Source organism: Sphingomonas sp. dw_22, assembly GCF_018449795.1.
GTDB lineage: Bacteria > Pseudomonadota > Alphaproteobacteria > Sphingomonadales > Sphingomonadaceae > Sphingomonas.
This window is the reverse complement of the sequence record NZ_JAAVVE010000018.1, coordinates 1-24,403: the sequence shown is the minus strand read 5'-3', so window position 1 is coordinate 24,403 and position 24,403 is coordinate 1. Positions and strand designations below refer to the sequence as shown.

Sequence of the window (24,403 nt, the reverse complement as noted above, 5' to 3'; positions counted from 1 at the left end):
ATTCGTGCGAGCTTATGCGCAAACGCGGCCCGCACAAAAGAAATGGGCGGCGGAAGCAGGAAGCATGGCTTCCCCGATTCCACCGCCCAGTCATGCGCTTCCAGGTCAGGATCAGAAGTTGACGTTGACGGTCGCGAGCAGCTTGCGCCCGGTCTTGTAGACGCCGCGCGGCAATTGCGGCGTGTTGGCATAGGCATAGTACTGACTGTCGGTCAGGTTCATGCCCGAGATCGTAAGGCCGATCTCCTTGGTGATGTTGTACGTCGCCGAGACGTCCACATTGGCGGTGTCGCGGACATACATCTGGTCGGCGCGGTCGATGCCGGTGAAATATTTCGACCGCCAGGTATAGGTGCCGCGCAGCGCGAACGGTCCGTTCTCGAAGAACGGGCTGAAGCTCACCTGATGCTTGGAATTATACGGCAGGTCGGCGCCGTCCTGCCCATGGCCGTCGGCATAGGTGTAGTTCGCCAGCACGCCGAAGCCCAGCGGCAGGTTCTGCTGATAGGCGACCGCGAAGCCTTTCACCTCGGCCGAGCCCGCATTGTACGGGCGGCTGATATCATAGGTCGTCACCCCGCCGGTCGACTGGTTGAAATACTGCTCCGGCGCGGTCTGCTGGAGGATATAGTTGCTGATGTCCTTGTAGAATACTTCGGCCGACAGGATCGCCCGCGGCGCGAAATACCATTCGAGCGACGCATTGTAGTTGGTCGATTCATAGGGATCGAGGTTCGGATTGCCGCCGCCGCCGGTCAGGATCTGGTCCGACAGCCAGAAATAATTGGTCATGTCGGCATAGTTCGGCCGCGAGATCACCTGTGAGGCCGCGGCGCGGAAGATCAGGTCCTTCTTCAGGTCGATCGCGATGTTGATGCTGGGCAGCAGGTTGTCGTATTTCTTCTTCGTGCTCTGCCACACCCAATCGGGCTCGGAGTTGCACAGCGCGCCCGGCTTGCAGACGAACCCAACGCTGTCGCTCGACGTGTTGACGTAGCGCGCGCCGATATTGCCGCGCAGCGGACCCTGCTGGAAATTGACCTGCGCATAGACCGCGTGGATATCCTCGGTCACGTCCCAGTTGCCGGCAGTGAACTCGGCGGCCGAGAATTGCGACGGCACCGGGAAGGTCGTGCCGGCGGGCAGCCACTGGCCGCTCTCGACATAATCGACCATGGAATCGCCGTCGATCTTGAAGCGGCCGGCCATCTGGTCGTTGATGCCGTCGAAGCCGGTCAGGTAATTGTCCTTCACCGTGCTCGGATCGAACAGCGAGGCGGGGGCATTGACGCCCGCGACGGTCACGCCCGAATAGCGCTGACCGGTCTCGTGGCGGCGATATTTATAGCCGATCTGGATGCTCTTCAGCGAACCGTCGAACTTGAAGGTCAGATCGGCCTGGCCGTAGCGCTCCTTGTCGGTGGTCGGCTTGTCGACCAGGTTGCCGCTCCAGCCCGGATCGGTCGCAAACGCCGCCGGATTGCCGAGCACGTTGGTCGGATAGCTGATCGTGCCCGGGCTCTTCGGCGCGCCGCTGATGTCGACCGTATAGTCGGACCAGTTGAGGAATTCGAGGAACACCTGGTGCTTGGTGCCGCCATCGGCATCCGAGACGCCGCCCTCGACATTCAGGTTCCAGTTGACGCCCTCCCAGGCGAGCTTGCCGTGGAAGGTCTGCGAATGCATCTCGGCGATGCGATATTGCGCGTCGAGCACCGAGAGCGCGTGGGTGAAGCTCGCCTGCTTGACGATGCCGTCCTCGACGGTCAGGTCGGTGAGCTGCCGGGCGCTGTTCCAGACATTGCCCGGGAAGGCGAACAGCGACTGGTTGAGATTGTCATAGGTCGCGTCGATGCGCAGCCAGTCGACGCTCACCGTCAGCTCGGGCACCGGCTTCCACTGCGCCTCGGCCGAATAGGTCAGGCGCTCGCGATCCTGCTCGAAATAGGAAGTGCCGAACGCGTTGGGGAACTTGGCATCCGGATTGGCGGCGAGCGTGGCCGCGCAGGCGTCCACGCAATTGGCCGGCGCGGTGATGTTGCCGTCCTCGTCGCGGAACGGCAACAGGCTCGAATTGCCGGCGCCGCCGTCGTTCACGCCGCTCCAGAAGTCCGCGCCGATCGTGCCGTAGCTTTCCAGGCCGTCGCGGCGCAGGCGATCCTTGCTGCGCTGGAACGACGCGAGCAGGCCCAGCGTGCCGGATTCGTTATGCCAGCTCCCCAGGATCGATCCCTGGATGTCGCCCTTTTCGGAGCGGTCATTGTAGAGATAGCCGAGCGAGCCCGCGAGGGTGAACGGCTTCAGGTCGAGCGGATGGCGCGTGTTGACGTTCACCGTGCCGCCGATCGAGCCTTCGTCGATCCGCGCCTCGGGCGACTTGTACACATCCACCCGGCCGACAAGCTGCGGCGCGAGCAGCGCATAGTTGAAGGTACGGCCGGGGGAATCGAGGATGAACCAGTCGGCCGAGGCGACCGTCTGGCCGTTCAGCAGCGTGCGGTTGAGCGCCGGATCGGTGCCGAGGATCGAGACCTTCTCGCCCTGGCCGAACTGTCGGTCGACGGTGACGCCCGGAACCAGCGTCAGCGCCTCGGCGACGTTGGTGTTGGGGAATTTGCCGACATCCTCGGCCGAAACCGAATCGACGATCGCATCGGCGTTGCGCTTGGTCTCGATCGCCGCGGCCAGCGATGCGCGGAAGCCGGTGACGACGATTTCGCCATTGTCCTGGGTTTCCGCCGCCGGTGCCGCGTCAGTGTCCTGGCTTTGCGCATGTGCTGCGCTGGCAAGCAGCGCCACGCTGCTGGCGGTGCCGATAAGTAGTGCCCGAATCCGCATGTCTCATCCCCTTCGATGATACCATGGTATGCCCTGCGTCTTTACCAGTTGCGTACCAATAACTGAACCATCCGCCAGACCAATTCAGGCGTCAAGAGGGATTCTTTCAACAATGTGACGGCGGAGTGAAATTTTTTAGCTGACAACTGGTATCCCATTGGTATTAGTGTTGCGTCGGGCGACGACACGCCCAATGGTGGAGCCGAGATGCCGCTGCTGGCCGAGAGAATAAAACCCCTGGATGGGTCCGGTGGCGGTCCGCTGTATCGGCGGATCGAGGATGCGTTGCGCGAGGCGCTGCGCGATCAGGTGCTCAAGCCCAATGAGGCGCTGCCGCCCGAGCGCGACCTTGCCGCGGACCTCTCCGTCTCGCGGATCACGCTGCGCAAGGCGCTCGACGCTCTGGTCGACGAGGGACTGCTGGTCCGCCGCCACGGCGCGGGCACTTTCGTCGCGAGCCGCGTCGAGAAGCAGTTCGCCAAGCTCTCCTCCTTCTCCGAGGATATGGCCGCGCGCGGGCGCATCGTGCGCAGCGAATGGCTGAGCCGCACCGAAGGCGCGGTGACGCCCGACGAGGCGCTGACGCTCGGCCTCAGCCCCGGCGCCGCCGTCTTCCGCTTCAATCGCATCCGCTATGCCGACGATGTCGCGATGGCGCTCGAGCATGCGACGATCCCCGGCTTCGGCTTCGAAGATATCGAGACGGTCGGCTCCTCGCTCTATGCCGCGCTGGAGGCCGCGGGAAACCGCCCCGTGCGGGCGCTCCAGCGGCTGCGCGCGGTGCTGTTCAACGCCGAGCAGGCCAAATTGCTCGGGATCGAAGCCGGCGCGCCGGGGCTTTACATCGAGCGGCGTGGATTCCTTTCCGATGGGCGCGTGATCGAGGCGACGCAGAGCTGGTATCGCGGCGACGCCTATGATTTCGTCGCCGAACTGGATACGCGAGGCTGAAGCGATGGCCGATCCGCAAACGACCCGGATGTTCCAGGAAGCGGCCGATGCCGCCAACGCCGTCGCGCGCCAGCTTGCGGCCAATGCCGAGGCTGTAGCCGCGCTCGCCGCCGATCTGCGCGCGCAGCATGTGCGCGGCGTGCTCACCTGCGCGCGCGGCAGTTCGGATCATGCCGCGACCTTCGCCAAATATCTGATCGAGACGCGCCTCGGCATCCTGACCACCTCCGCCGCGCCTTCGGTCTCCTCGATCTACGGCACCGCCACCGATTTCTCCGGCATGCTCGCGATCGGCATCTCGCAATCGGGCAAGAGCCCCGACATCCTTTCCGCCATGCGCGCCGCGAAGCAGGGCGGCGCCCGCACGCTCGCACTTGTCAATGTCGAGGATTCGCCGCTCGCCACCGAATCGGACGTGACGCTGCCGCTCCACGCCGGCCCCGAGCTGAGCGTCGCCGCGACCAAATCCTATATCGCCAGCCTCGCCGGCCTGCTCCATCTCGTAACGCGCTGGGCCGACGATGCCGAGCTGCTCGCAGCGGTAACTGCCTCCCCCGCCCTGCTGCGCACGGCATGGGAATGCGATTGGTCGCCGCTGGTCGAGCGGCTGCACAAGGCGCGCGGCCTCTATGTGATCGGCCGCGGCGTCGGCTTCGGCATCGCCCAGGAAGCAGCGCTCAAGTTCAAGGAGACCTGCGGGCTGCACGCGGAGGCGTTCAGCGCCGCCGAGGTCCGCCACGGCCCGATGGCGCTGGTCGGTCCGGACTTTCCCTTGCTGGTCTTCCGCCAGGGCGACGAGACCGCCGACGGCGTGGACGAGCTGGTCGCCGATGTCCTCGCGCGGGGCGGCGAAGTGCTGGTCAGCGGCGGCGCGGTCGCCGGCGCGATCCAGCTCCCGCATCCGGCCGCGCATCCCGCGATCGAGCCGATGTTGCAGATCCAGGCCTTTTACCGCGCAGCAAATGCGCTATCGCTCAAACGCGGCTTCGATCCCGATCGCCCGCCCAGCCTTGCGAAAGTGACCGAGACCGTCTGATGGCCAGTGCTTTCGTCAATGGCCGCGTCCTGCTCGCGGAGGGGTTTCGCGACGATGTCGCGGTGCTGGTCGAGGATGGCCGCATCGCCGCGATCCTGCCGGCCGCCGATCTTCCCGCCAACGCCGTCCGCCACGACCTTGCCGGCCGGATGCTCGTCCCCGGCTTCATCGATACCCAGGTCAATGGCGGCGGCGGCGTGCTGTTCAACGACGAACCCACGATCGAAGGCATCGCCGCGATCGCTGCCGCGCATCGCCGCTTCGGCACTATCGGCCTGCTACCGACTCTCATTAGCGATGATATTTCGGTGGTTCGCCGCGCCGTCGCTGCGGTGGACGCGGCGATCGAAGCGGGCGTGCCCGGCGTGCTCGGCATCCATATCGAGGGGCCCTTCCTCAACATCGACCGGCGCGGCATCCACCTGCCCGAGAAGATCCGCCGGATCGACGAGGAGAGCCTGGGCGTCCTCACCTCGCTCAAGCACGGCCGCACGCTGGTCACACTGGCGCCCGAGCAGACCTCGCCCGACGTGATCCGGCGCCTGGTCGATGCCGGCGTGATCGTCGCGGCAGGCCACAGCAACGCCACCTATGAGCAGGCGATCGCCGCCGCCGGGGCCGGGCTCACTGGCATCACGCACCTGTTCAACGCCATGTCCCCGCTCACCTCGCGCGCGCCCGGCCTGGTCGGCGCGGCGCTGGAGCGGGACGACCTGATCGCCGGGATCATCGTCGACGGCCATCATGTCAGCCCGGTCACGCTCAAGCTGGCGCTGCGCTGCAAGCCGCCCGAATCGCTGATGCTGGTGACCGACGCCATGCCCTCGGTCGGCAGCGATGCGAGCGAGTTCACGCTGCAAGGCCGCCGCATCCTGGTGCGCGGGGGTATGTGCACCGATGCCGACGGCACGCTGGCGGGCTCGAATCTCGACATGGCCTCGGCGGTGCGCAACGCCGTGTCGATGCTGGGCGTCTCGCTGGCGACCGCTATCGCCATGGCCAGCCGCTCCCCCGCCAGGCTCCTGCGCCTGACCACCGAACGTGGCCGGATCGCACCCGGCCAGGCCGCCGATTTCGTGGCGCTCAACGATTCGCTCCGGATCGCCGGCACTTGGATCGCGGGCGTCGGCGACAAGGACGTGGAACAAGCGCAGCCCTTCACGGCTTCCGCCTGAATGGACCTCGACGCGCTCCTCCTGCACTATTTCGGCACCGACGATCTCGATGCGATCGATCCCGCCGCGCGTGCCGCGGGCGATCATCGCCTGGCGGTGGATTTCGGCACCGAACGCGAGCCCAGCCGCCGCTTCGCGCTCTGGTCACTGATGGAGGCGCTGGGCACCGCGCCGCCCCCGGCCGAGGCGTTCGAAAAGGATCCCGCGCTGCGCAAGGCAGCCGAGGATTATCTAACGCTGGCGTGGAAGCTCAATCGCGGCTAAGGGGGCCAGCTTATTGCGGCCAGACCCGCACCCCCCATTTAAGCGAAACATGTCCTTTACCCAGCTCCCCCCGCTTCTTTCCGAGGCGCTCGCCGCGCGCGGCTATACGGCTCCCACTCCGGTCCAGGCCGCCGTGCTTGAACCCGAGGCCGTCGGCCGCGACCTGGTCGTCTCCGCGCAGACCGGCTCCGGCAAGACCGTCGCCTTCGGCATGGCGATGGCCGCCCAGCTCATCCCCGACGGCGATCGCGTCGCGCCCAGCCGTGAGCCGCTTGCGCTCGTCATCGCCCCCACTCGCGAGCTCGCGCTTCAGGTTAGCCGCGAGCTGATCTGGCTCTATGGCCCGGCCGGCGCGCGCATCGCCACCTGCGTCGGCGGCATGGACGCCTCGAAGGAACGCCGCAACCTCGGCTATGGCGCGCATATCGTCGTCGGCACGCCGGGGCGCCTGCGCGACCATCTCGAACGCGGCGCGCTCAACCTGTCGGGGCTGCGCGTCGCCGTGCTCGACGAGGCCGACGAGATGCTCGACATGGGCTTCCGCGAGGATCTCGAGGAAATCCTCGACGCGACGCCGAAAGAGCGCCGCACGATGCTCTTCTCCGCGACGATGCCCAAGCCGATCGTCGCCCTCGCCAAGCGCTATCAGCACGACGCGCTGCGCATCTCGACCGTGGGCGAGGATCGCGGCCATGGCGACATCGCCTATCAGGCGGTCACCGTCAGTCCGTCCGACATCGAACATGCCGTCATCAACCTGCTGCGCCTCTACGAGGCCGAGACGGCGATCCTGTTCTGCGCCACGCGCGACAATGTCCGCCATCTCCACGCCAGCCTGGTCGAGCGTGGATTCGCCGCGGTCGCGCTGTCGGGCGAGCATAGCCAGAACGAACGCAACGCCGCGCTCCAGGCGCTACGCGACCGCCGCGCCCGAGTCTGCGTCGCGACCGACGTCGCCGCGCGCGGCATCGATCTGCCGACGCTCACCCTGGTCATCCATGTCGAGCTGCCGCGCGACGCCGAAACGCTTCAGCACCGTTCGGGCCGCACCGGCCGCGCGGGCAAGAAGGGCACCGCCGTCCTGATCGTTCCCTATCCGCGCCGCCGCCGGGTCGAGGCGATGCTGCGCGGCGCGCGGATCAACGCGGAATGGGTCGAGGCACCGACGCCCGAACAGATCCGCGCCAGCGATCGCGAGCGCCTGATCGCAGCCTTGCTCGAACCGGTCGAGTACGACGACGAGGATCGCACGCTCGCCGAGCGCCTGATGGCAGAGAAGAGCCCGGAGGACATCGCCGCCGCGCTCGTTCGCGCGCACCGCAATGCGATGCCGCAGCCCGAGGAACTGGCCGACCAATCCCCCGAGGCCCGCCGCGCCGCGCAGCAGGAGCGCCACCGTCCCGGTTTCGAGGACATCGCCTGGTTCCGCTTGGACATCGGCCGCCGCCAGAATGCCGATGCGCGCTGGATCCTGCCGCTGATCTGCCGTCGCGGCAACATCACCAAGAACGAGGTCGGCGCGATCCGCATCGCCCAGAACGAGACCAACTTCCAGGTGCCCCGCGCGCTGGCTGCCAAGTTCCAGGCCGCGCTCGCCCGCACCGCCGATGGCGAGGACGATGTCCGCATCGAGCCCTCGCAGGGGCCGGCGCATGACGACGGCCCCCCGCGCGGTCCCCGCCCCCCGCAGCGCAACGGCCCGAACGCCGGCCGTCCGGCGCCGCGCCACCAGCCCAAGCCCTATCGCAAGGGTCCGCCCAAGGGCCCCCGCGCCTGATGCGCGGACCCGTCCGCATCCTCGTCGATGCCGATGCGTGCCCGGTGAAGGAAGAAATCTACAAGGTCGCGTGGCGCCATGAGGTGTCAGTGACCGTGGTCAGCAACAGTCATCTGCGCGTACCCCAGCATCCGCTGCTGAGCCGCGTCGTGGTGAGCGACGGCTTCGACGCCGCCGACGACTGGATCGCCGAGAACAGCGACGCGCGCACGATCGCGATCACCGCCGACATATTGCTGGCCGATCGCTGCCTGAAGGCCGGCGCCACGGTGCTCGCCCCCACCGGCAAACCCTTCACCACCAGCTCGATCGGCGGCGCCATCGCCACTCGCGCGATCATGGCCGACCTGCGCGCGGGCGGCGACCAGCTCGGCGGGCCGGCGCCTTTTTCCAAGACCGATCGCTCGCGCTTCCTGCAGGCGCTAGACACCGCGCTGGTGGGGCTCAAGCGGCGCTAGGCGCATTCCGTCGGCCAGCATCCGCATCAATCGCACCAGTTCATCGAAATCGCCGCGGCTCCAGTCGCTGAACAGCGCCAGCGCCATGCGCTCGCGCGCGGCGTCGACGGCATCGGTCGCCAGCTTGCCCTGCGGCGTAATCACCGCCTCGCGCACCCGCTTGTCCGCAGCACTGGCCCGGCGGCTCACCAGCCCCAGCTCCTCCAGCCGCGCCACCTGCCGGCTGACGGTCGTATAGTCGCGCCCCACCCGCCCGGCGAGCTCGACCACTCCGATCGGCCCCAGCCGCTCGATCAGGACGATCAGCGGAAACAGCGCGCGTTCGAGCGACAGTCCCGCCGCTTCCAGCATTGCCGCATCGCGCTCCGGCTCGTTCATGATGCCCACGAGATCGATCAGCGAACGGTGCAGTTCGGGCAGGCAGGCAGAAATATGTGCATTTTGCACTTTATTCGTTGACACGGATCATCCCCATCCAGATATGTGCATCATACACATAGGAGCTGGAATATGGAAGACCAAGGCACGATCGGCGTCCTGATCTGCGGCGCGGGTGCCGCGGGGCTCACGCTCGCCATCGATTTTGCCCGGCGCGGCGTATCGTTCCGGCTGATCGACAAGCTCGATGCCCCCTTCGCCGGCTCGCGCGGCAAGGGCATCCAGCCGCGCACCCAGGAAGTGTTCGAGGATCTCGGCATCATCGATCGCCTCGCGGCGGTCGGCCGCGCCTATCCGCCGCAGCGCACGCATCGCGCCGATGGCAGCCATGAAGATGAGCAAATCATCGCCATCGCCCCACCGACCGCGGCGGAGCCCTACCGCACGCCGCTGATGGTCCCCCAGTATCGCACCGAAGCCGTCCTGCGCGAGCGGCTCGCCGAGCTTGGGTCCGCACCCGAATATGGCCGCGCGCTGCAGGCATTCGAGCAGGATACGGATGCCGTCACCGCGCGCGTAGCCGGGCCGGACGGCATCGAGACGATCCGCTGCCGCTATCTCATCGGCGGCGACGGCGGGCGCTCCTTCGTCCGCCAGACCCTGAACCTCGGCTTCCCGGGCAAGACGCTGGGGGTGCGCGCCATCGTCGCCGATATGGTGCTTAGCGGCCTGACGCGCGACGCCTGGCATCGCTTCAACGAGGGCGACATGGCCCGCCAATTCTCGCTCTGCCCGCTGCCGCACACCGGCCTGTTCCAGCTCCAGGCGCCGATTCCGCTCGAAGGCGATGTCGATCTCTCCACCGCCGGCCTCCAGGCATTCCTCGACGCGCGCTTCCCCGGCAGCGGGCTGACCGTCGGCCCTATCGCCTGGGCCTCGGCCTACAGCATGAACGCGCGCCTTGCGGACCGCTATCGTGTCGGCCGCGTGTTCCTGATCGGCGACGCGGCGCACATCCATCCGCCCACCGGCGGCCAGGGCCTCAACACCAGCGTCCAGGATGCCTATAATCTCGGCTGGAAGCTCGCGGCGGCGCTGGCGGGCGCGCCGGATTCGCTGCTCGACACCTATGAGGAAGAGCGCCGCCCGATCGCCGCGGACATGCTCGGCCTGTCCACCGACCTGCTCAAAAAGGCGGAACAGGGCGACATGCGCCGCGGCCGCGAGGTCCACCAGCTCGATCTCGGCTATCCCGCGTCCTCGCTCTCGCTGGCTTCGTCTGTCCGCCAAGGCCCGGTAACGGCCGGCGACCGCGCGCCCGATGCGCCGCTTCAGGGCGCGGGCGGCCAGCCCAGGCGACTGTTCGATCTGTTGCAAGGGCCGCACTGGACGCTGATCGCGCGCGAGACCGATGCCGGCTCGTTGCCGCCGCCACGCCCGGGACTGCGCATCCACCGTATCGGCCCGACCGGGGAGTTCCAGGACGCCGAAGACCATCTCGGCCGGATCCACGGCATGGCCGATGGCGACCTGCTGCTCATCCGCCCGGACGGCTATGTCGGCGCGCTGGTCCCCGAGACCGAAAGCGCGCGAATCGCGGAGTATCTGGCGGACAAGCCCTAAGCCGCGATCGACTCCAGCGCCTCGTTCGCCTCCATCCACGCCGCCTCGGCCGCCGCGATCTGGCTCTCCAGCTCGGCGCGCCGCTTCATCAGGTCGCTCATCGACAGCTTCGACAGGCTCGCGTCGGCAGTCGAGGGATCGAACATCGCCCGGTCCACCATACTGCGCTGCTCGGTCAGCCTGGCGAGCGCCGTCTCGGCCTCCTTGGCCCTCTTCCTCAGCGCAGTCCCCTGCTCGCGCGCCTGGGCGGCGGCGCGGCGGGCGTCCTTCTTGCTCATCTTGCCTTCGCCGCCGGCCTTGGCCGCATCGCTCGCGTCCTTGGTCAGCACGAAGGCGATGTAGTCGTCCAGGCTGCCGTCGAACTCGCTCGCGGTGCCGCTGTCGACCAGCACCAGCCGGTCGGCCGTCATCTCCAGCATGTGCCGATCATGGCTGACGATCACCACCGCGCCGGTATAGGCGTTGAGCGCCTGGATCAGCGCCTCGCGCGCATCGACGTCCAGATGGTTGGTCGGTTCGTCGAGGATCAGCATGTGCGGCGCGTCGCGGGTGATCAGCGCCAGCGCCAGCCGCGCGCGCTCGCCGCCCGAGAGCTTGCCGACTTCGGTCGTCGCCTTCGGCCCCGAAAAGCCGAACCGCCCGAGCTGCGCGCGCACCGCCGACTGGCTCGCGCCCTTCATCAGCACCGTCATGTGCTGGAGCGGCGTCTCGGTCCGGTCGAGCTCCTCGACCTGATACTGGGTGAAATAGCCGACCTTCATCTTGCCCGATGCGGTCATCTCGCCCTCCATCGGGGCAAGCTGCGCGGCGAGCAGCCGGGCGAGCGTCGTCTTGCCGTTGCCGTTGCGGCCTAGCAGCGCCACCCGGTCGTCGGGATCGAGCCGGAAGTTCAGCCGCTTGAGGATCGGCGTCTCGCCATAGCCCACCGTCGCCATGTCGAGCGTGATGAGCGGCGGGCGCAGCTCATCCGGATTCGGGAAGTCGAAGTGCAGCGTCGGATCGTCGAGCAGCTCGGCGATCGGCTGCATCCGCGCCAGCGCCTTTTGTCGGCTCTGCGCCTGCTTGGCGGTCGAGGCGCGCGCCGAATTGCGGGCGATATAGTCCTGCAATTTCTCGCGCTCGGCCATCTGCTTGGCCTTGGCCGAGGCGAGCTGCGCCTGGCGCTCGGCGCGCTGGCGCTCGAACGCGTCATATCCGCCCGGATAAAGCGTCAGCTTGCCGCGATCGAGATGCAGGATGTGATCGACGACATTGTTGAGGAAATCGCGCTCGTGGCTGACCAGCAGGATCGTCGCCGAATAGGATTGCAGGAAATCCTCCAGCCACAGCACCGCTTCGAGATCGAGGTGGTTCGAAGGTTCGTCGAGCACCAGCACGTCCGGCGCGGAAAAGAGCAGCGAGGCCAGCGCCACGCGCATCCGCCAGCCGCCCGAAAAGCTCTCCAGCGAGCGATGCTGTGCCTCTTCGTCGAAGCCCAGGCCGACCAGGATTCGCGCCGCCCGCGCCGGCGCCGAATGCGCTTCGATCGCGTTCAGCCGCTCATGCACTTCGCCGAGTCGGTCCGGATCATGGCTGTGCTCGGCCTCCTCCAGCAGCGCGGCGCGCTCGATATCGGCGGCCAGCACCGTTTCGAAGGGCGTAGCGCTGCCGCTCGGCGCTTCCTGCGCGATATAGCCGATCTTGCTGCCGCGCGGCATCTGCACGTCGCCGCCATCGGCATCGAGCAGCCCGGTGATGACGCGCACCAGAGTCGTCTTGCCCGCGCCGTTGCGGCCGATCAGGCCCACGCGGCTCCTGGGCGGCAATTTGGCGCTGGCGTCGTCGATGATGGTCCGTCCGCCGATGCGGACGGTAATGTCGGCAAGATTGAGCATGCGCGCCCGCTAGCACCAGTCGGGCCCGATCCCAACTCCGCAATGCAGGGGGAGACAGGCGGCGATCAACACGCTAGAATTTTCGCCAGCGAAACGATGGATCAGGGAACTCCATCCGTCTCCCGCAATTAAGCTACGCATCCCAGCGTGCGATCCGGAGCACCGCAAATGGACAGACCAGGCGAATTCGACATTTCGAGGCGGGGCGTGCTGATCAGCGGCGCCGCTTCGATGGCCGTCACGGTGGCGCCCACCGTCGCCGCCGAACCCGTTCCCTTGCAGGAGGCGCCCCCGCCGATGCACAAGGTCGCGTTCACGGTGAACGGCGAGCCCCGCGCGCTGGAGCTCGACACGCGCACCTCCCTGCTCGACGCGCTGCGCGAGCATCTCCACCTCACCGGCACCAAGAAGGGCTGCGACCACGGCCAGTGCGGCGCCTGCACGGTGATCGTCGACGGCCGCCGGATCAATTCCTGCCTCAGCCTCGCGGTGATGCACGAAGGCGAAGAGATCACCACGATCGAGGGCCTCGGCACGCCCGGCGACATGCACGCGATGCAGGTCGCCTTCGTTAAGCATGACGGCTATCAATGCGGCTATTGCACGCCGGGCCAGATTTGCTCCGCGGTATCGGTGATCGACGAAATCAAGCGCGGCGTCCCCAGCCATGTCAGCGCCGATCTCGATGCGAAACCGCAGATGACCGCCGCCGAGATCCGCGAGCGGATGAGCGGTAATATCTGCCGCTGCGGCGCCTATTCGAACATCGTCGAAGCCATCCGGGAAGTCGCGGGAGCAAAGGCATGAAGAGCTTCAGCTACGAACGCGCCCGCACCCCCGCAGAGGCCGCGGCGATCGTCGCGCGCACCCAGGGCGCCCGCTTCATCGCCGGCGGCACCAATCTGCTCGACCTGATGAAGCTCCAGATCGAGACGCCGACGCACCTGGTCGACGTCAACGCCCTCAAGCTCGACACGATCGAGGCGACGCCGGAGGGCGGCCTGCGCATCGGCGCGCTGGTCCGCAACACCGATCTCGCCGCCGACAGGCGCGTGCGCAAGGACTATGCGGTGCTCTCCCGCGCGCTGCTGGCGGGCGCCTCGGGTCAGCTCCGCAACAAGGCGACGACCGCGGGCAACCTGCTCCAGCGCACCCGCTGCCCCTATTTCTACGACACCAACCAGCCGTGCAACAAGCGCAAGCCCGGCAGCGGCTGCGCGGCGATCGGGGGGGTGAGTCGCAGCCTGGGGGTGATCGGCGTCAGCGACGCCTGCATCGCCACCCATCCCAGCGACATGGCGGTGGCGATGCGCCTGCTCGATGCGAGCGTCGAGACGGTGAAGCCCGACGGCTCGGCCCGCGCGATCCCGATCGCCGAGTTCCACACCCTGCCCGGCGACACGCCGCATATCGAGAACAGCCTCGCCCCCGGCGAGCTGATCACCGCTGTCACTTTGCCCAAGCCGATCGGCGGCAGGCATTTCTACCAGAAGGTGCGCGACCGCGCCTCCTATGCCTTTGCGCTGGTCTCGGTCGCCGCGGTCGTCCAGCGCGACGGCAGCGGCCGCGTGGCGCTGGGCGGCGTCGCCCACAAGCCGTGGCGCATCGAGGCGGCCGAGGCGCAACTGCCCAAGGGCGCCAAGGCCACCGCCGATGTGCTGCTCGCCGGTGCGCAGCCCAGCCATGAGAATGCATTCAAGCTGACACTGGCCGAGCGCACGCTCGGTTCGGTGCTCGCCGAAGCGAGGGCCTGAGCCATGAAGTTCGATACCCCCGCCACCACCAATCCGATCGACCAGCTCAAGGTCATCGGCAAGGCGCACGACCGGATCGACGGCCCGCGCAAGACCACCGGCACCGCAACCTATGCCTATGAGCATCACGACGTCGCGCCCAACGCCGCCTATGGCTATATCCTCGGTTCGGCCATCGCGAAGGGGCGCATCGCCTCGATCGGCCTCGCCGATGCCAAGGCTGCGCCCGGCGTGCTGGCGATCGTCACCGCGGACAATGCCGGCAAGCTGACCAAGGGCAATTTCAACACCGCGAACCTGCTCGGCGGCCCCGAGATCCAGCATTATCACCAGGCGATCGCCATGGTGGTGGCGGAGAGCTTCGAGCAGGCCCGCGCCGCCGCTTCGCTGATCCGCGTCGACTATGCCCGCGCCAAGGGCAGCTTCGATCTCGCCACCGCACGCGATACCGCGACCGAACCGGGCGGCGGCGACAAGGACAGCAAGGTCGGCGATTTCGCCGGCGCCTTTGCCGCCGCGCCGGTGCAGTTCGACGCGACTTATTCCACGCCCGACCATGCCCATGCGATGATGGAGCCGCACGCCTCGATCGCCGCCTGGGAAGGCGACAGGCTGACGGTGTGGACCGCCAACCAGATGATCGCCTGGGGCAAGGGCGACGTCGCCAAGACGCTCGGCATCCCCGCGGAGAATGTGCGGCTGGTGTCGCCCTTCATCGGCGGCGGTTTCGGCGGCAAGCTGTTCGTCCGTACCGATGCGATCCTGGCAGCGTTGGGCGCCAGGGCGGCGGGGCGGCCGGTGAAGGTCGCCCTCCCCCGCCCCTTCATGTTCAATAACACGCCGCATCGCCCCGCGACGATCCAGCGCATCCGCATCGGCACGACGGCGGACGGCAGGATCACCGCGATCGGCCATGAGAGCTGGTCGGGCGATCTGCCCGGCGGCGGCCCCGAGACCGCGGTCAACCAGACGAAGCTGCTCTATGCCGGCGCCAATCGCCTGACCGCGATGCGCCTCGCAGTGCTCGACCTGCCCGAAGGCAATGCGATGCGCGCGCCGGGTGAAGCTCCCGGCCTGATGGCGCTGGAAATCGCGATGGACGAGGCGGCGGAGAAGCTCGAGCTCGATCCGATCGCCTTCCGCGTGCTCAACGACACCCAGGTCGATCCCGCAAAGCCCGAACGCCCCTTTTCCCAGCGCCAGCTCAACGAGTGCCTGAGGATCGGCGCGGACAAATTCGGCTGGGCCAGGCGCACCAGGCCCGCGGGACTACGCGACGGCCGCTGGCTGGTCGGCATGGGCGTTGCCGCCGCCTTCCGCAACAACATCAACATGAAGTCGGCCGCCCGCGTGAAGCTCGACGGTGACGGACTGGTCACGGTCGAAACCGACATGACCGATATCGGCACCGGCACCTACACGATCGTCGCCCAGACAGCCGCCGAGATGATGGGCGTGCCGCTCGAAAAGGTGGTGGTGAAGCTCGGCGATTCGGATTTCCCGATCTCGGCGGGCTCGGGCGGCCAATGGGGCGCGAACAGCGCGACGGCGGGCGTCTATGCCGCCTGCGTGAAACTGCGCGAGGCAGTCGCCGCCAGGCTGGGCTTCAACTCGGCCGATACGGTGTTCGCGAACGGCAAGGTCCGTTCGGGCAATCGCAGCGTGCCGCTCGCCAAGGCCGCCGGGCCGGATGGCCTCGTCGCCGAGGATATCATGGAATATGGCGACCTGGCGAAGAAGTACCAGCAATCGACCTTCGGCGCGCATTTCGTCGAGGTCGGCGTCGATGCCGCGACCGCCGAAATCCGCATCCGCCGCATGCTCGCGATCTGCGCGGCGGGGCGCATCCTCAACCCCAAGTCCGCGCGCAGCCAGGTGATCGGCGCGATGACGATGGGCGCCGGCGCCGCGCTGATGGAGGAACTGGCGGTCGACAAGCGCTTCGGCTTCTTCGTCAACCACGATCTCGCCGGCTATGAAGTGCCGGTCCATGCCGACATCCCGCACCAGGAAGTGATCTTCCTAGAGGAGACCGATCCCACCACCTCGCCGATGAAGGCCAAGGGCGTGGGCGAGCTGGGCATCTGCGGCGTCGGTGCGGCGGTGGCGAACGCGATCTACAACGCCACCGGCGTCCGCGTGCGCGCCTATCCGATCACGCTGGACAAGCTCATCGACCGGCTGCCGCCGATGGCATGATCAGGCCGGCGGCCGGGTCGATTCGCGGGCGACCAATTCCAGCGGGACAGGAAGCGGGGTTCCATGCCCACGCGTCCCGGCGGGCGCCGCGATCGCATCGAACAGCCGCTCGGTCATCCGTCGCGCCAGCTCGCGCACGGGCCGGCGCACGGTGGTGAGCGAAGGATGCAGCATCGTCGCCATCTCGCTGTCGTCGAACCCCACCACCGATAGCTGGGCGGGCACCGAAATGCCGCTCAGCGCCGCCGCCTTCATCACCCCGGCGGCCATATAATCGTTGCTCGCGAAGATCGCCGTCGGCCGATCGGGCGTGGCAAGGATCGGCAGTGCCGCCTCGATCCCCGAGACGAAGCCGTAATTGCCGGCGCCGATATGGTGCGGCGCGATCGTTACGCCCGCGCGCACCAGCTCGCCGCAAAATCCCTCTGCCCGCTCGTGCGCCGAGCGATAGCGCTCCGGCCCCCGCACCAGCCCGATCCGGCGATGGCCGAGGTCGAGCAAAAGCCGCGCGATCTGCGCGGTCGCCGCGCGCTCTTCGTACCGGAAGCTGCCGTCATAGCCCGAAAGCGCCATCGCCGCCGCGCCGATCGCGGGAACGCCGAGCCGCTCGAGCAGTTCGGGCAACCCCTTCACTTCGGCCATCGGCGGTCCCACCACCACGCCGTCCACGCGCGACCGCCGCAGGAACGCCTCGACATCCTCCAGCACCGTAGGCGATGCGCCGCTGGAGGGGTGGATCACCAGCTCGACATGGCGGGGTGCGCATACGTCGATGATGCCGCGCTGCATCTGATCGAGCACCGCCGCGTTCACTTCTTCGTGGATCAGCCCGATCAGATTGGAGCGGCTGGATGCCAGCGCCCGCGCCCGCGAATTGGGCGAGAAGCCAAGCCGCTCGATCGCCGCCTTCACGCTGGTCCGCGTCTTTTCGTTCACGAAAGGGGAATCGTTCAGGACGCGCGAAACCGTGCGGATCGAAACCCCCACTTCGTTCGCCACGTCCCAGATCGTCGCCGGCATGGTCCTGCTATGCCCGCGGAAGCGCTGCTATGCCAGCGCGGCGACGAAGCTCAGCCAATCGCCCCCTGCGCGCGCAAGGCAGCGATCTGCTCCGCCGTATAGCCCAGTGTGGCGAGCACCGCGTCGCCGTCCTGCCCCAGCAGCGGCGGCGCAACCGGCTCCACGACCGGCGTGCCCGAGAGCTTGAGCGGCGACCCCACCAGCGCCACCTCGCCCGCGGTCGGATGCGGCACCGTCCGCACCATGTCACGCGCGCGGGTCTCCGGCGCCTGGAGCGCGGCTCCCACGCCGCGCACCTCGCCACCGGGTATCCCCGCGCCGCGCAGCCCCTCCAGCCAGGCTTCGGTCGAGCGCTCGGCGATCAGCGGCTGCAACAGGGCAAGCAGCGCATCGCGATTTTCCACCCGCGCCGAATTGCGCGCGAACCGTTCGTCGGCGGCGATCTCCGGCCTGCCCATCAGTCCGCACAGGCCGGCGAACTGCCGGTCGTTGCCCACCGCGATCACCACCCGCCCGTCACGCGTCTCGAAGGTCTGATAGGGCACGATCGCCGGATGGCCATTGCCATAGCGTTTCGGCTCATTGCCCGACGCGAGATAGGCCGCACCGACATTTGCCATCATCGCGAGTTGGCAGTCGTAAAGCGCCATGTCGATATGCTGGCCCAGCCCGTCGCGATCGCGCGCGATCAGCGCGGCCAGGATCGCCTGCGCCGCCGCCATGCCGGTGTAGAGATCCACCACCGCGACGCCGACCTTCATCGGCTCGCCGTCCACCGGGCCGGTGACGGCCATCAGCCCCCCCTCGGCCTGGATCATATAATCATAGCCCGGCCGCTCCGCGATCGGCGAGCTGCGGCCATAACCCGAGATGGAGCAATAGATCAGCGCCGGGTTGATCGCCGCCAGCGACGCATAATCGAGCCCGAACCGGTCCAGCCCGCCCAATTTATAGTTCTCCACCACCACGTCCGCGCGCGCGGCCAGTTCGCGCACGATCGCCTGTCCTTCCGGACTGGCGAGGTCGATCGCGATGCTCTGCTTGTTGCGGTTGGCGCAGAGGTAATAGGCCGCTTCGCCGCCGACATAGGGCGGCCCCCAATGGCGGGTATCGTCGCCGCCGTTCGGATTCTCCACCTTGACGACTTCGGCGCCGAGATCGGCCAGGATCATCGTGCACCAGGGTCCGGCCAGCACCCGCGAGAGATCGAGCACGCGCCGTCCGGCCAAGGGTGCGGCGCGCGGGGTATCCGAATTGGTCATCGCGTCTTCTAGGTTCGCGGCGCGCGGCGGGTCAAATCGGCAAGCCGGCCCGCACCAGCAGCGCGCGCGCCTGCTTCAGGTGCGGCTGGTCGATCATCCTGCCGTCGAGCTTGAGCGCGCCCGCCCCAGGGTTGTCGGCGAATGCCCGCACCACCGCGCGGGCATGCGCGATCTGCGCCTCGCTCGGCGTGAAGCCCGCATTGATCGCGGCGACCTGCGTCGGATGGATCGCCATCATGCCGGTGAAGCCGTCGCGCTGCCCCCGCGCGACATAAGCGGCAAGCCCCTCGGCATCGGCGATGTCGGGATAGACAGTCTCGATCGCCGCCACGCCCGCGGCATGCGCGCCGAACAAAGCGAGCGCGCGGACCATCTCATAGGGCGCGGTATAGCTGCCGTCCGGATTGCGCGAAGTGGCCGCGCCGATCGCGGCGGGCAGATCCTCCGCGCCCCAGGTCACGCCGGCCAGATGCGCGGCGACATCGGCATAGGTGCCAAGCTGGAATATCGCCGCCGGCGTCTCGCTGGCGATCGGCAGGATCGGCGGGCAATTCCCACCCGCCATCTCGACGAGCCGGTGCACCGAAGCCGCGCCTTCCGCCTTGGGCAGTACGATCCCGTCAGGCCCCGCACCCAGCACCGCATCGAGATCGGCACGGATCTGTTCACCGTCGAGCGGATTGACCCGGACGAAACACGGCACCCGCCGCTCGCCCGACAGCCATTCCGAGATCGCCGCGCGCGCTTCGGGCTTCTTCTCCGCCGCGACCGAATCCTCCAGGTCGAGGATCAGCGCGTCGGCCCCGCTCGCCTCGGCCTTGGCGAAGCGTTCCGGCCGGTCGCCGGGGACGAATAGCAGGGATCTGAGCTTCACGAACGGCTCCGGGATCGAACGACGCTCACGCCATCGCATCGCCGGGCCAGGCTGGCAACTATTGCCGCCATGGCTGCGCACTCAACTCTCCCGGCCAAAAAATGGGCATGGACCGGTATCGGCCCATGCCCAGGAGAGGATAGGTTTGCGGCGCGGGCCGATCGTCAAGCCCGCCACCGGATGACGGTCATCGCGGGCATTCCAGCGCGCCCGCCGCAAGATCGCCGCCGCCGGACAGAAGCTGCAACCGGCCGCTTCGGCCGTGGTTCAGCCACGCCAGCGGCTGGGCATAGATGCTGTCGATATCCGCCTTGCCGAGCGCGGCGCCCATGCCGTCGGCGGGATCCAGGATCACGACCTTGCAGGCACGGGTGGCGGTGATGAGATCCGGAAGGTCATAGTGCCGCAGCGCCCCCGGGATGGTGTTCGGCGGCAGATCCTGCTGCATCGGCAACGAGACGGCGTTGCGCCACGAAGCCAGCCCCTTTTCGAGCACCAGGGTATGGACGCGACCGTCGAGCAGCGCGACATGCGCGGCCGGCACGGTCGCACTGCCGATCGCCACCAGCGATACGTCGTTCATCCCCTTGGACTGGAGCCAGTCGAGCGCGGCGATCAGGTCGTCGGCACGGATGCCCGGCAGCGTGCGGCCGACCACGAAGGCACGCAGCGCCATGCGGTTCTGATCGCCGATCATGTCGTCCTCGCCGCGCTGGATGCCCTCGGCCCCGCGCGCCTGGATCACCAGCACGCGCCAGCCGGCACCGGCCAGCTTCCGCACAGTGGCGGAAACCGGATCGAGCGCATCCGCCTCCATCAGCAGCATCACCGGGCCTTGCGAATCCGGCGTGCCCTGGACGAGCGCCGCGGGAAGCAGGCCGAGGAAGGACTGGAAGCTCAGCTTCCGCACCAGGAAGCCCTGATCCAGCGCCAGGTCACCCATATCGACCTGCGGCGTGCCTCCCGGGATCACCTGAATCGCGGCCACCTCGCGGGCAACGGCCGCAAGCTTCGCGTTCAGCGCCGCCGCCTGTTCGGCATCGGTCACGACCGCGGGCTTCGCCGCCAGCTTCAGCGCCCGCGCCGCATTGGCCGACTGGATCGTCGCGCTGCCGCCCGGCGCGGTGGAGACCTGCCCGCTTTCCGTCACTTGCAGCCTGGCGCGCCATTCGTCGGTCGCGCGGAAGGGCGGCGCGGGAAAGGACGGCCCCGGCACGCCACCCAGCGTATCATGAAAGAACGCCGCGATCTGCCCCTGAAGCGGCGCGATATTGCCGTGGCCGCCGGGGCCGGTGATCCAGCTCAGCTTGCCCGACGCGCCCAGCAGCCCCCAGAACTGCCGCCCCTCCTGATACGCCGCCCGCGCACCCGTATAGGGAAACATGTCGTCGTAGGTGGAGACGATCGCATAGGGATTGGGCGCGGCCAGCTCCATCCAGTCGGGCAGATCCAGCCCGTCCGGGATGAAGCCGGGGATGGTCTGCTCGGCCTCCTGCGGGCCCTGCACCGGCAGGAGGTGCGCGAAATCGTTCATGTAGCAGGCGACCGCGGTCGCCTTCACGCGCGTGTCAAGCCCGCCGACATAGGCCGCGACCGTGCCGCCGCCCGAGCAGCCGAACACGCCGATCTTCGAAGCATCGATATCCGCGCGGCTGGCGAGATAGTCGATCGCGCGCATCCCGTCGTTGACGAAATAGCGCGCCACGTGATCGCCGCCCGCCATCACCGCGAAGGCATCCATGCCATGCTCGCTGGTCGAAGGACCGACGCGCGACTGGCCGGTGGCAGGATCGACATATTGGACGCGCTCGCCCTCGCCCGGCAGATCGATCGAGAGCACCGCGATCCCCTCGCGCGCCATCGATATGCCGAAGAAGTGGTAGGCCAGCTTGCCCCAGGGGCCATGGCCTGGAAAGGCGACGATCGCCGGCGCCTTCGCACCCGTCGCGGGCAGATAGAGATTGGCCGTCACCCGCATGCCCGGCAGGCTGTCGAACACCAGATTCTCTTCGCGAAAACCCTCGCCTTCGGACTTGCGCGTAACGCGGGCGTTGAGCGGGTTCGCGCGATCCGGCAGGCCGCCGATGCGGTCCAGGATGCGCTGGCGGACCCGCCGCTGGCGGGCGCGGACATCCTCGGCCGTGCGAAGCGCCTCGATCTCGACGACACGCTTGCTGAGCGCGGGATAGGCAAGCGCGACGAAGGATTCGCTGAGCGGACTCCGCGTCAGCCCCTCGTCCCCCGGGGGCATGCCGGGTGCGGGTGGCTTGGGCTGGGTTTGCGCCTGCGCGGTGCCGCCGGCCAGGAGAGCGCCGATCGCCACCGCGCGCAGGAAATGTCGTCGCATCGCCTAATCCTCTCGTAAATCCAAAACGCATGTCCGCCGGCTACCCATGGCAGGGTAGCCGGCGGCGCATCGCAGCGTCAGAACTTCTTCTTGACGCCCAGGGTGACCAGCCGGCCGAACGTCGAGCCGTTCGCATAGCCGGGAGAGCGGTTGATATACGGCGGATCGGTGTCGAACAGATTGTCGACGTTCAGCGAGAACTGAAGCCCCGACAGCGCGCCCGGCCCGTCCAGCGAGTAAGCGAGGTTCAGCGCCACCGTCTGGAACGATTCGATCCGGTCCTGATCGGCTACGCCCAGGATCGGATAGCCGCCGCCGTAATTGTAGCGGACCTGGCCGGAGATCGGGCCTGCGGTCGCGCCGATCGCGCCGATGAAGCTCAGGCGGCGGGTGCCGTTCGCCAGATTGTCGACTTCGACCGCATTCGCATTCGCCTTGGTATGGCGATTGAGCATGTTGGTGCCGCCGAAGTTGAAATTGACGGACCCGAAGCCGGTCCGCTGCACATAGTTCAGGTTGAAATCGATTCCGTCGATATCGACCGTCGCGAAATTGTGCCGGCGGGCATCGACATAGAGATAGGGCGACTTCCCGTTCTCATACAGCGAGGCGATGCTCGTGGTGCCATCGAGACGGACGCCGTTGAAGATCGATTCGAGCTGCGCCTGGGTGGGATTGAGGATGTAGAAATCGGCGTAGCTGGGATCCGAGAACAGGTTCGGCGACGAAAAGGGCGCGAGGCCGATCTGGTTGCTGTAATGGACGTTGAAATAGGTCGCGCTCAGCGTCAGGCCTGGAGCGAATTCGGGCTTCCAGTCGGCACCCGCCGACCAGGTGTCCGCCTTCTCCGGCTGCAGCTCGGAGAAGCCGCCGGCATAGAGCACGGTCGTCCGCCCCCGATCCGCCGCCGTGCCGTCCGGTACCAGCCAACTGCTGTTGGCGAAGATCTGCGCGCGCAGATCGACCGTGTTGGTGCTGTCCGCCATGCTGGGGGCGTTGAACGAGGTACCCCAGTTGCCGCGGATGGTGACGCTGTCGAACGGCTTGTAGGTCGCGCCGATCTTCGGATTGGTCGTGCCGCCCACGTCGTTGTAATCGTCATAGCGCAGCGAACCCGACAGCTCGAGCGCCCGAAGGCCGGGCATGCTGTTCTCCGGGCCGATGATGGGCACATGGAGTTCGCCGAAGAACGAAGTGATGTTGCGCGTCGTGCGGCTGTGCGAGCTGGTCCGCTGGCCGCTGCCGACGACAGGGCCGATATAGGTCGAGCCGTCGAGCACGTCGTGGCGGAACTCGCCGCCGACCGCGAGCTGCACGTCGCCGCCCGGCAAGGCGAACAACGGGCCGTCCAGGATCACGCGCCCATCGGCAAGCTCCTGGTTCGCATGGGCATAGTTGATGAAGTCGCCCAGATTGGCGAGCACGGCGGGCGCGCTCGCGGTTACGTCATAGGGATTGAGCGCGGTGGCGGTCGTCGTGCCGGCGAGCGCATCGTTGATCGCGAGCTGGTTGAGCTGGTGATCGTACACCACCGTCGCGCTGCGTCCGTAATTACCCTCGGCACGCACCTGCCAGCGCGAGCCCAGCTTGTAGGTCAGCGTGGGCGTGATGCCCCAGGAATCCAGTTGCGGATTGACGTGGCGATAGGCGCCGAAGGCTGGCTCGAAACCGAACGCCACGGTCTGCTGCGTCTCGCCGGCGATCGGGCGGAAATAGGGATTCGCGGATGTGATGACACCCGAGCCCGTCGTCTGGTTGACGACGTTGTCGGTCTGCCGGCGCGACCAATAGCCGGAGATGTTCAGCGTCGCACGATCGCTCAGATCCTGCACGAAGCCGACGAACACCGAGTGCCGCGTCTCGCGCGGATAATAGTCGGTGGTCTCGCCCAGGTCGCAGCGGTTCAACGGCCCCGCGGTCAGGCCCGGCAGCGGATAGTTGATGCCGTTCGCAGTGACGTTGCCCGGCATGCACGAGGTGCTGCGCGAATCGACGCCGTCCTTCGAGAGTTGGGTCACATAGTCGCGCTCGGAACCGAGGATGTTGTTGTGCCAGTCATAGGCATAGGAAGCGAAGATCGAGCCCGAGCCCCAATCCTTGCCGACGGTCAGGTTCGCGTCGATCGTATCGTAACCGTCGGCGAAGCCGTAGCGGGCATCCGCCTCGACCCCGTCGAACCGGGTGCGCGTGATGAAGTTGATGACGCCGCCGATCGCATCCGAGCCATAGGTGGCCGAGCCGCCGTCCGGCACGATCTCGACGCGCTCGATCACGCCGGGCGGGATCACCGAGACGTCGGGCGTCGTCACCGTCACGCCGACGCTCACCAGCCGATGGCCGTTCAGCAGCACCAGCGTCGTGTTGCTGCCCGAGCCGCCCAGGCCGCGGATATTGGGGCGCACCAGCGGCAGGCCCGCGTCCGAACCGCCCTTCGGGATCGTGTTGAACAGGTTCGCGACCTGGGGAATGTCCGCCAGCAGATCGTTCGAGGAAACGACGCCGCTCTTCTCGATCGAGGCACGGTCGACACCGATCACATTCGTGCCGGTGGGCGCGACACCGCGCAGCAACGT

At 67.5% G+C, this 24,403-nt stretch carries 18 protein-coding genes; 10 read left to right on the top strand and 8 right to left on the bottom strand.

Features of this window, described 5'->3' with window-relative positions:
* Positions 1-111: 111 nt before the first annotated feature.
* Positions 112-2,838 (bottom strand): TonB-dependent receptor, encoded by a 2,727-nt coding sequence (locus HB724_RS10200; RefSeq protein WP_213980823.1) that lies wholly within the window; start codon positions 2,836-2,838, stop codon positions 112-114.
* A gap of 207 nt (positions 2,839-3,045) precedes the next feature.
* Between HB724_RS10200 and HB724_RS10195 the strand changes: the two genes are divergently transcribed.
* The 6 genes from HB724_RS10195 to HB724_RS10170 are packed head-to-tail and all read left to right on the top strand — an operon-like array spanning position 3,046 to position 8,499.
* Positions 3,046-3,789: a GntR family transcriptional regulator gene (locus HB724_RS10195; RefSeq protein WP_213980822.1), complete on the top strand. Its 744-nt coding sequence runs from the start codon at positions 3,046-3,048 to the stop codon at positions 3,787-3,789.
* Between the two features lie 4 nt (positions 3,790-3,793).
* Positions 3,794-4,825: an SIS domain-containing protein gene (locus tag HB724_RS10190; RefSeq protein WP_213980821.1), complete on the top strand. Its 1,032-nt coding sequence runs from the start codon at positions 3,794-3,796 to the stop codon at positions 4,823-4,825.
* A complete protein-coding gene (nagA, locus tag HB724_RS10185) occupies positions 4,825-6,000 on the top strand; it encodes an N-acetylglucosamine-6-phosphate deacetylase (protein WP_213980820.1) in 1,176 nt (391 codons plus the stop codon). Before HB724_RS10190 ends, nagA begins: the two co-directional genes overlap by 1 nt.
* A complete protein-coding gene (locus tag HB724_RS10180) occupies positions 6,001-6,264 on the top strand; it encodes a hypothetical protein (protein WP_213980819.1) in 264 nt (87 codons plus the stop codon). It begins immediately after the preceding gene.
* 49 nt (positions 6,265-6,313) lie between these two features.
* A complete protein-coding gene (locus HB724_RS10175; protein WP_213980818.1) occupies positions 6,314-8,041 on the top strand; it encodes a DEAD/DEAH box helicase in 1,728 nt (575 codons plus the stop codon).
* The gene (locus HB724_RS10170) at positions 8,041-8,499 is read left to right on the top strand and encodes a YaiI/YqxD family protein (protein WP_213980817.1); all 459 of its coding nucleotides are present in this window, start codon (positions 8,041-8,043) and stop codon (positions 8,497-8,499) included. The genes HB724_RS10175 and HB724_RS10170 overlap by 1 nt, the downstream gene beginning before the upstream one ends.
* Here HB724_RS10170 and HB724_RS10165 read toward each other — a convergent pair.
* Entirely contained in the window at positions 8,464-8,946 is a 483-nt protein-coding gene (locus HB724_RS10165; RefSeq protein ID WP_346344711.1) for a MarR family transcriptional regulator, read from the bottom strand. The genes HB724_RS10170 and HB724_RS10165 overlap by 36 nt on opposite strands.
* Positions 8,947-9,009: 63 nt before the next feature.
* On the opposite strand from HB724_RS10165, the gene HB724_RS10160 reads away from it, so the two are divergent.
* The gene (locus HB724_RS10160) at positions 9,010-10,500 is read left to right on the top strand and encodes an FAD-dependent oxidoreductase (RefSeq protein ID WP_213980816.1); all 1,491 of its coding nucleotides are present in this window, start codon (positions 9,010-9,012) and stop codon (positions 10,498-10,500) included.
* Here the strand turns inward: HB724_RS10160 and HB724_RS10155 are convergent.
* Positions 10,497-12,374, bottom strand: a complete 1,878-nt coding sequence (locus HB724_RS10155) for an ABC-F family ATP-binding cassette domain-containing protein (protein WP_213980815.1) — start codon at positions 12,372-12,374, stop codon at positions 10,497-10,499. The two genes, HB724_RS10160 and HB724_RS10155, sit on opposite strands and share 4 nt — an antisense overlap.
* Positions 12,375-12,542: 168 nt before the next feature.
* Between HB724_RS10155 and paoA the strand changes: the two genes are divergently transcribed.
* The 3 genes from paoA to paoC are packed head-to-tail and all read left to right on the top strand — an operon-like array spanning position 12,543 to position 16,327.
* Complete coding sequence (gene paoA, locus HB724_RS10150; RefSeq protein ID WP_213980814.1) at positions 12,543-13,181, top strand: aldehyde dehydrogenase iron-sulfur subunit PaoA; 639 nt, start codon at positions 12,543-12,545, stop codon at positions 13,179-13,181.
* On the top strand, positions 13,178-14,128 hold the full coding sequence (locus tag HB724_RS10145) for a xanthine dehydrogenase family protein subunit M (RefSeq protein WP_213980813.1): 951 nt from the start codon (positions 13,178-13,180) through the stop codon (positions 14,126-14,128). The genes paoA and HB724_RS10145 overlap by 4 nt, the downstream gene beginning before the upstream one ends.
* 3 nt (positions 14,129-14,131) lie before the next feature.
* Positions 14,132-16,327, top strand: a complete 2,196-nt coding sequence (gene paoC / locus HB724_RS10140; protein WP_213980812.1) for an aldehyde oxidoreductase molybdenum-binding subunit PaoC — start codon at positions 14,132-14,134, stop codon at positions 16,325-16,327.
* Here the strand turns inward: paoC and HB724_RS10135 are convergent, their stop codons facing one another.
* The 5 genes from HB724_RS10135 to HB724_RS10115 form a co-directional block, all read right to left on the bottom strand.
* Positions 16,328-17,347, bottom strand: a complete 1,020-nt coding sequence (locus tag HB724_RS10135; protein ID WP_213980811.1) for a LacI family DNA-binding transcriptional regulator — start codon at positions 17,345-17,347, stop codon at positions 16,328-16,330.
* A 50-nt stretch (positions 17,348-17,397) separates the two neighbouring features.
* Complete coding sequence (locus HB724_RS10130) at positions 17,398-18,609, bottom strand: CaiB/BaiF CoA-transferase family protein (protein WP_213980810.1); 1,212 nt, start codon at positions 18,607-18,609, stop codon at positions 17,398-17,400.
* Between the two features lie 31 nt (positions 18,610-18,640).
* Positions 18,641-19,483: an aldolase/citrate lyase family protein gene (locus HB724_RS10125; protein WP_213980809.1), complete on the bottom strand. Its 843-nt coding sequence runs from the start codon at positions 19,481-19,483 to the stop codon at positions 18,641-18,643.
* A 187-nt stretch (positions 19,484-19,670) separates the two neighbouring features.
* A complete protein-coding gene (locus HB724_RS10120) occupies positions 19,671-21,830 on the bottom strand; it encodes an acetylxylan esterase (RefSeq protein ID WP_213980808.1) in 2,160 nt (719 codons plus the stop codon).
* Positions 21,831-21,907: 77 nt separating this feature from the next.
* Positions 21,908-24,403 (bottom strand): TonB-dependent receptor (locus HB724_RS10115; RefSeq protein ID WP_213980807.1); only part of this gene is annotated, 2,496 nt, incomplete at its 5' end.

What these genes read in the sequence shown, in the direction of transcription:
- HB724_RS10200 (WP_213980823.1), bottom strand. Translation starts at nt 2,838, where the DNA reads ATGCGGATTCGGGCACTACTTATCGGCACCGCCAGCAGCGTGGCGCTG.
- HB724_RS10195 (WP_213980822.1), top strand. Translation starts at nt 3,046, where the DNA reads ATGCCGCTGCTGGCCGAGAGAATAAAACCCCTGGATGGGTCCGGTGGC.
- HB724_RS10190 (WP_213980821.1), top strand. Translation starts at nt 3,794, where the DNA reads ATGGCCGATCCGCAAACGACCCGGATGTTCCAGGAAGCGGCCGATGCC.
- nagA (WP_213980820.1), top strand. Translation starts at nt 4,825, where the DNA reads ATGGCCAGTGCTTTCGTCAATGGCCGCGTCCTGCTCGCGGAGGGGTTT.
- HB724_RS10180 (WP_213980819.1), top strand. Translation starts at nt 6,001, where the DNA reads ATGGACCTCGACGCGCTCCTCCTGCACTATTTCGGCACCGACGATCTC.
- HB724_RS10175 (WP_213980818.1), top strand. Translation starts at nt 6,314, where the DNA reads ATGTCCTTTACCCAGCTCCCCCCGCTTCTTTCCGAGGCGCTCGCCGCG.
- HB724_RS10170 (WP_213980817.1), top strand. Translation starts at nt 8,041, where the DNA reads ATGCGCGGACCCGTCCGCATCCTCGTCGATGCCGATGCGTGCCCGGTG.
- HB724_RS10160 (WP_213980816.1), top strand. Translation starts at nt 9,010, where the DNA reads ATGGAAGACCAAGGCACGATCGGCGTCCTGATCTGCGGCGCGGGTGCC.
- HB724_RS10155 (WP_213980815.1), bottom strand. Translation starts at nt 12,374, where the DNA reads ATGCTCAATCTTGCCGACATTACCGTCCGCATCGGCGGACGGACCATC.
- paoA (WP_213980814.1), top strand. Translation starts at nt 12,543, where the DNA reads ATGGACAGACCAGGCGAATTCGACATTTCGAGGCGGGGCGTGCTGATC.
- HB724_RS10145 (WP_213980813.1), top strand. Translation starts at nt 13,178, where the DNA reads ATGAAGAGCTTCAGCTACGAACGCGCCCGCACCCCCGCAGAGGCCGCG.
- paoC (WP_213980812.1), top strand. Translation starts at nt 14,132, where the DNA reads ATGAAGTTCGATACCCCCGCCACCACCAATCCGATCGACCAGCTCAAG.
- HB724_RS10135 (WP_213980811.1), bottom strand. Translation starts at nt 17,347, where the DNA reads ATGCCGGCGACGATCTGGGACGTGGCGAACGAAGTGGGGGTTTCGATC.
- HB724_RS10130 (WP_213980810.1), bottom strand. Translation starts at nt 18,609, where the DNA reads ATGACCAATTCGGATACCCCGCGCGCCGCACCCTTGGCCGGACGGCGC.
- HB724_RS10120 (WP_213980808.1), bottom strand. Translation starts at nt 21,830, where the DNA reads ATGCGACGACATTTCCTGCGCGCGGTGGCGATCGGCGCTCTCCTGGCC.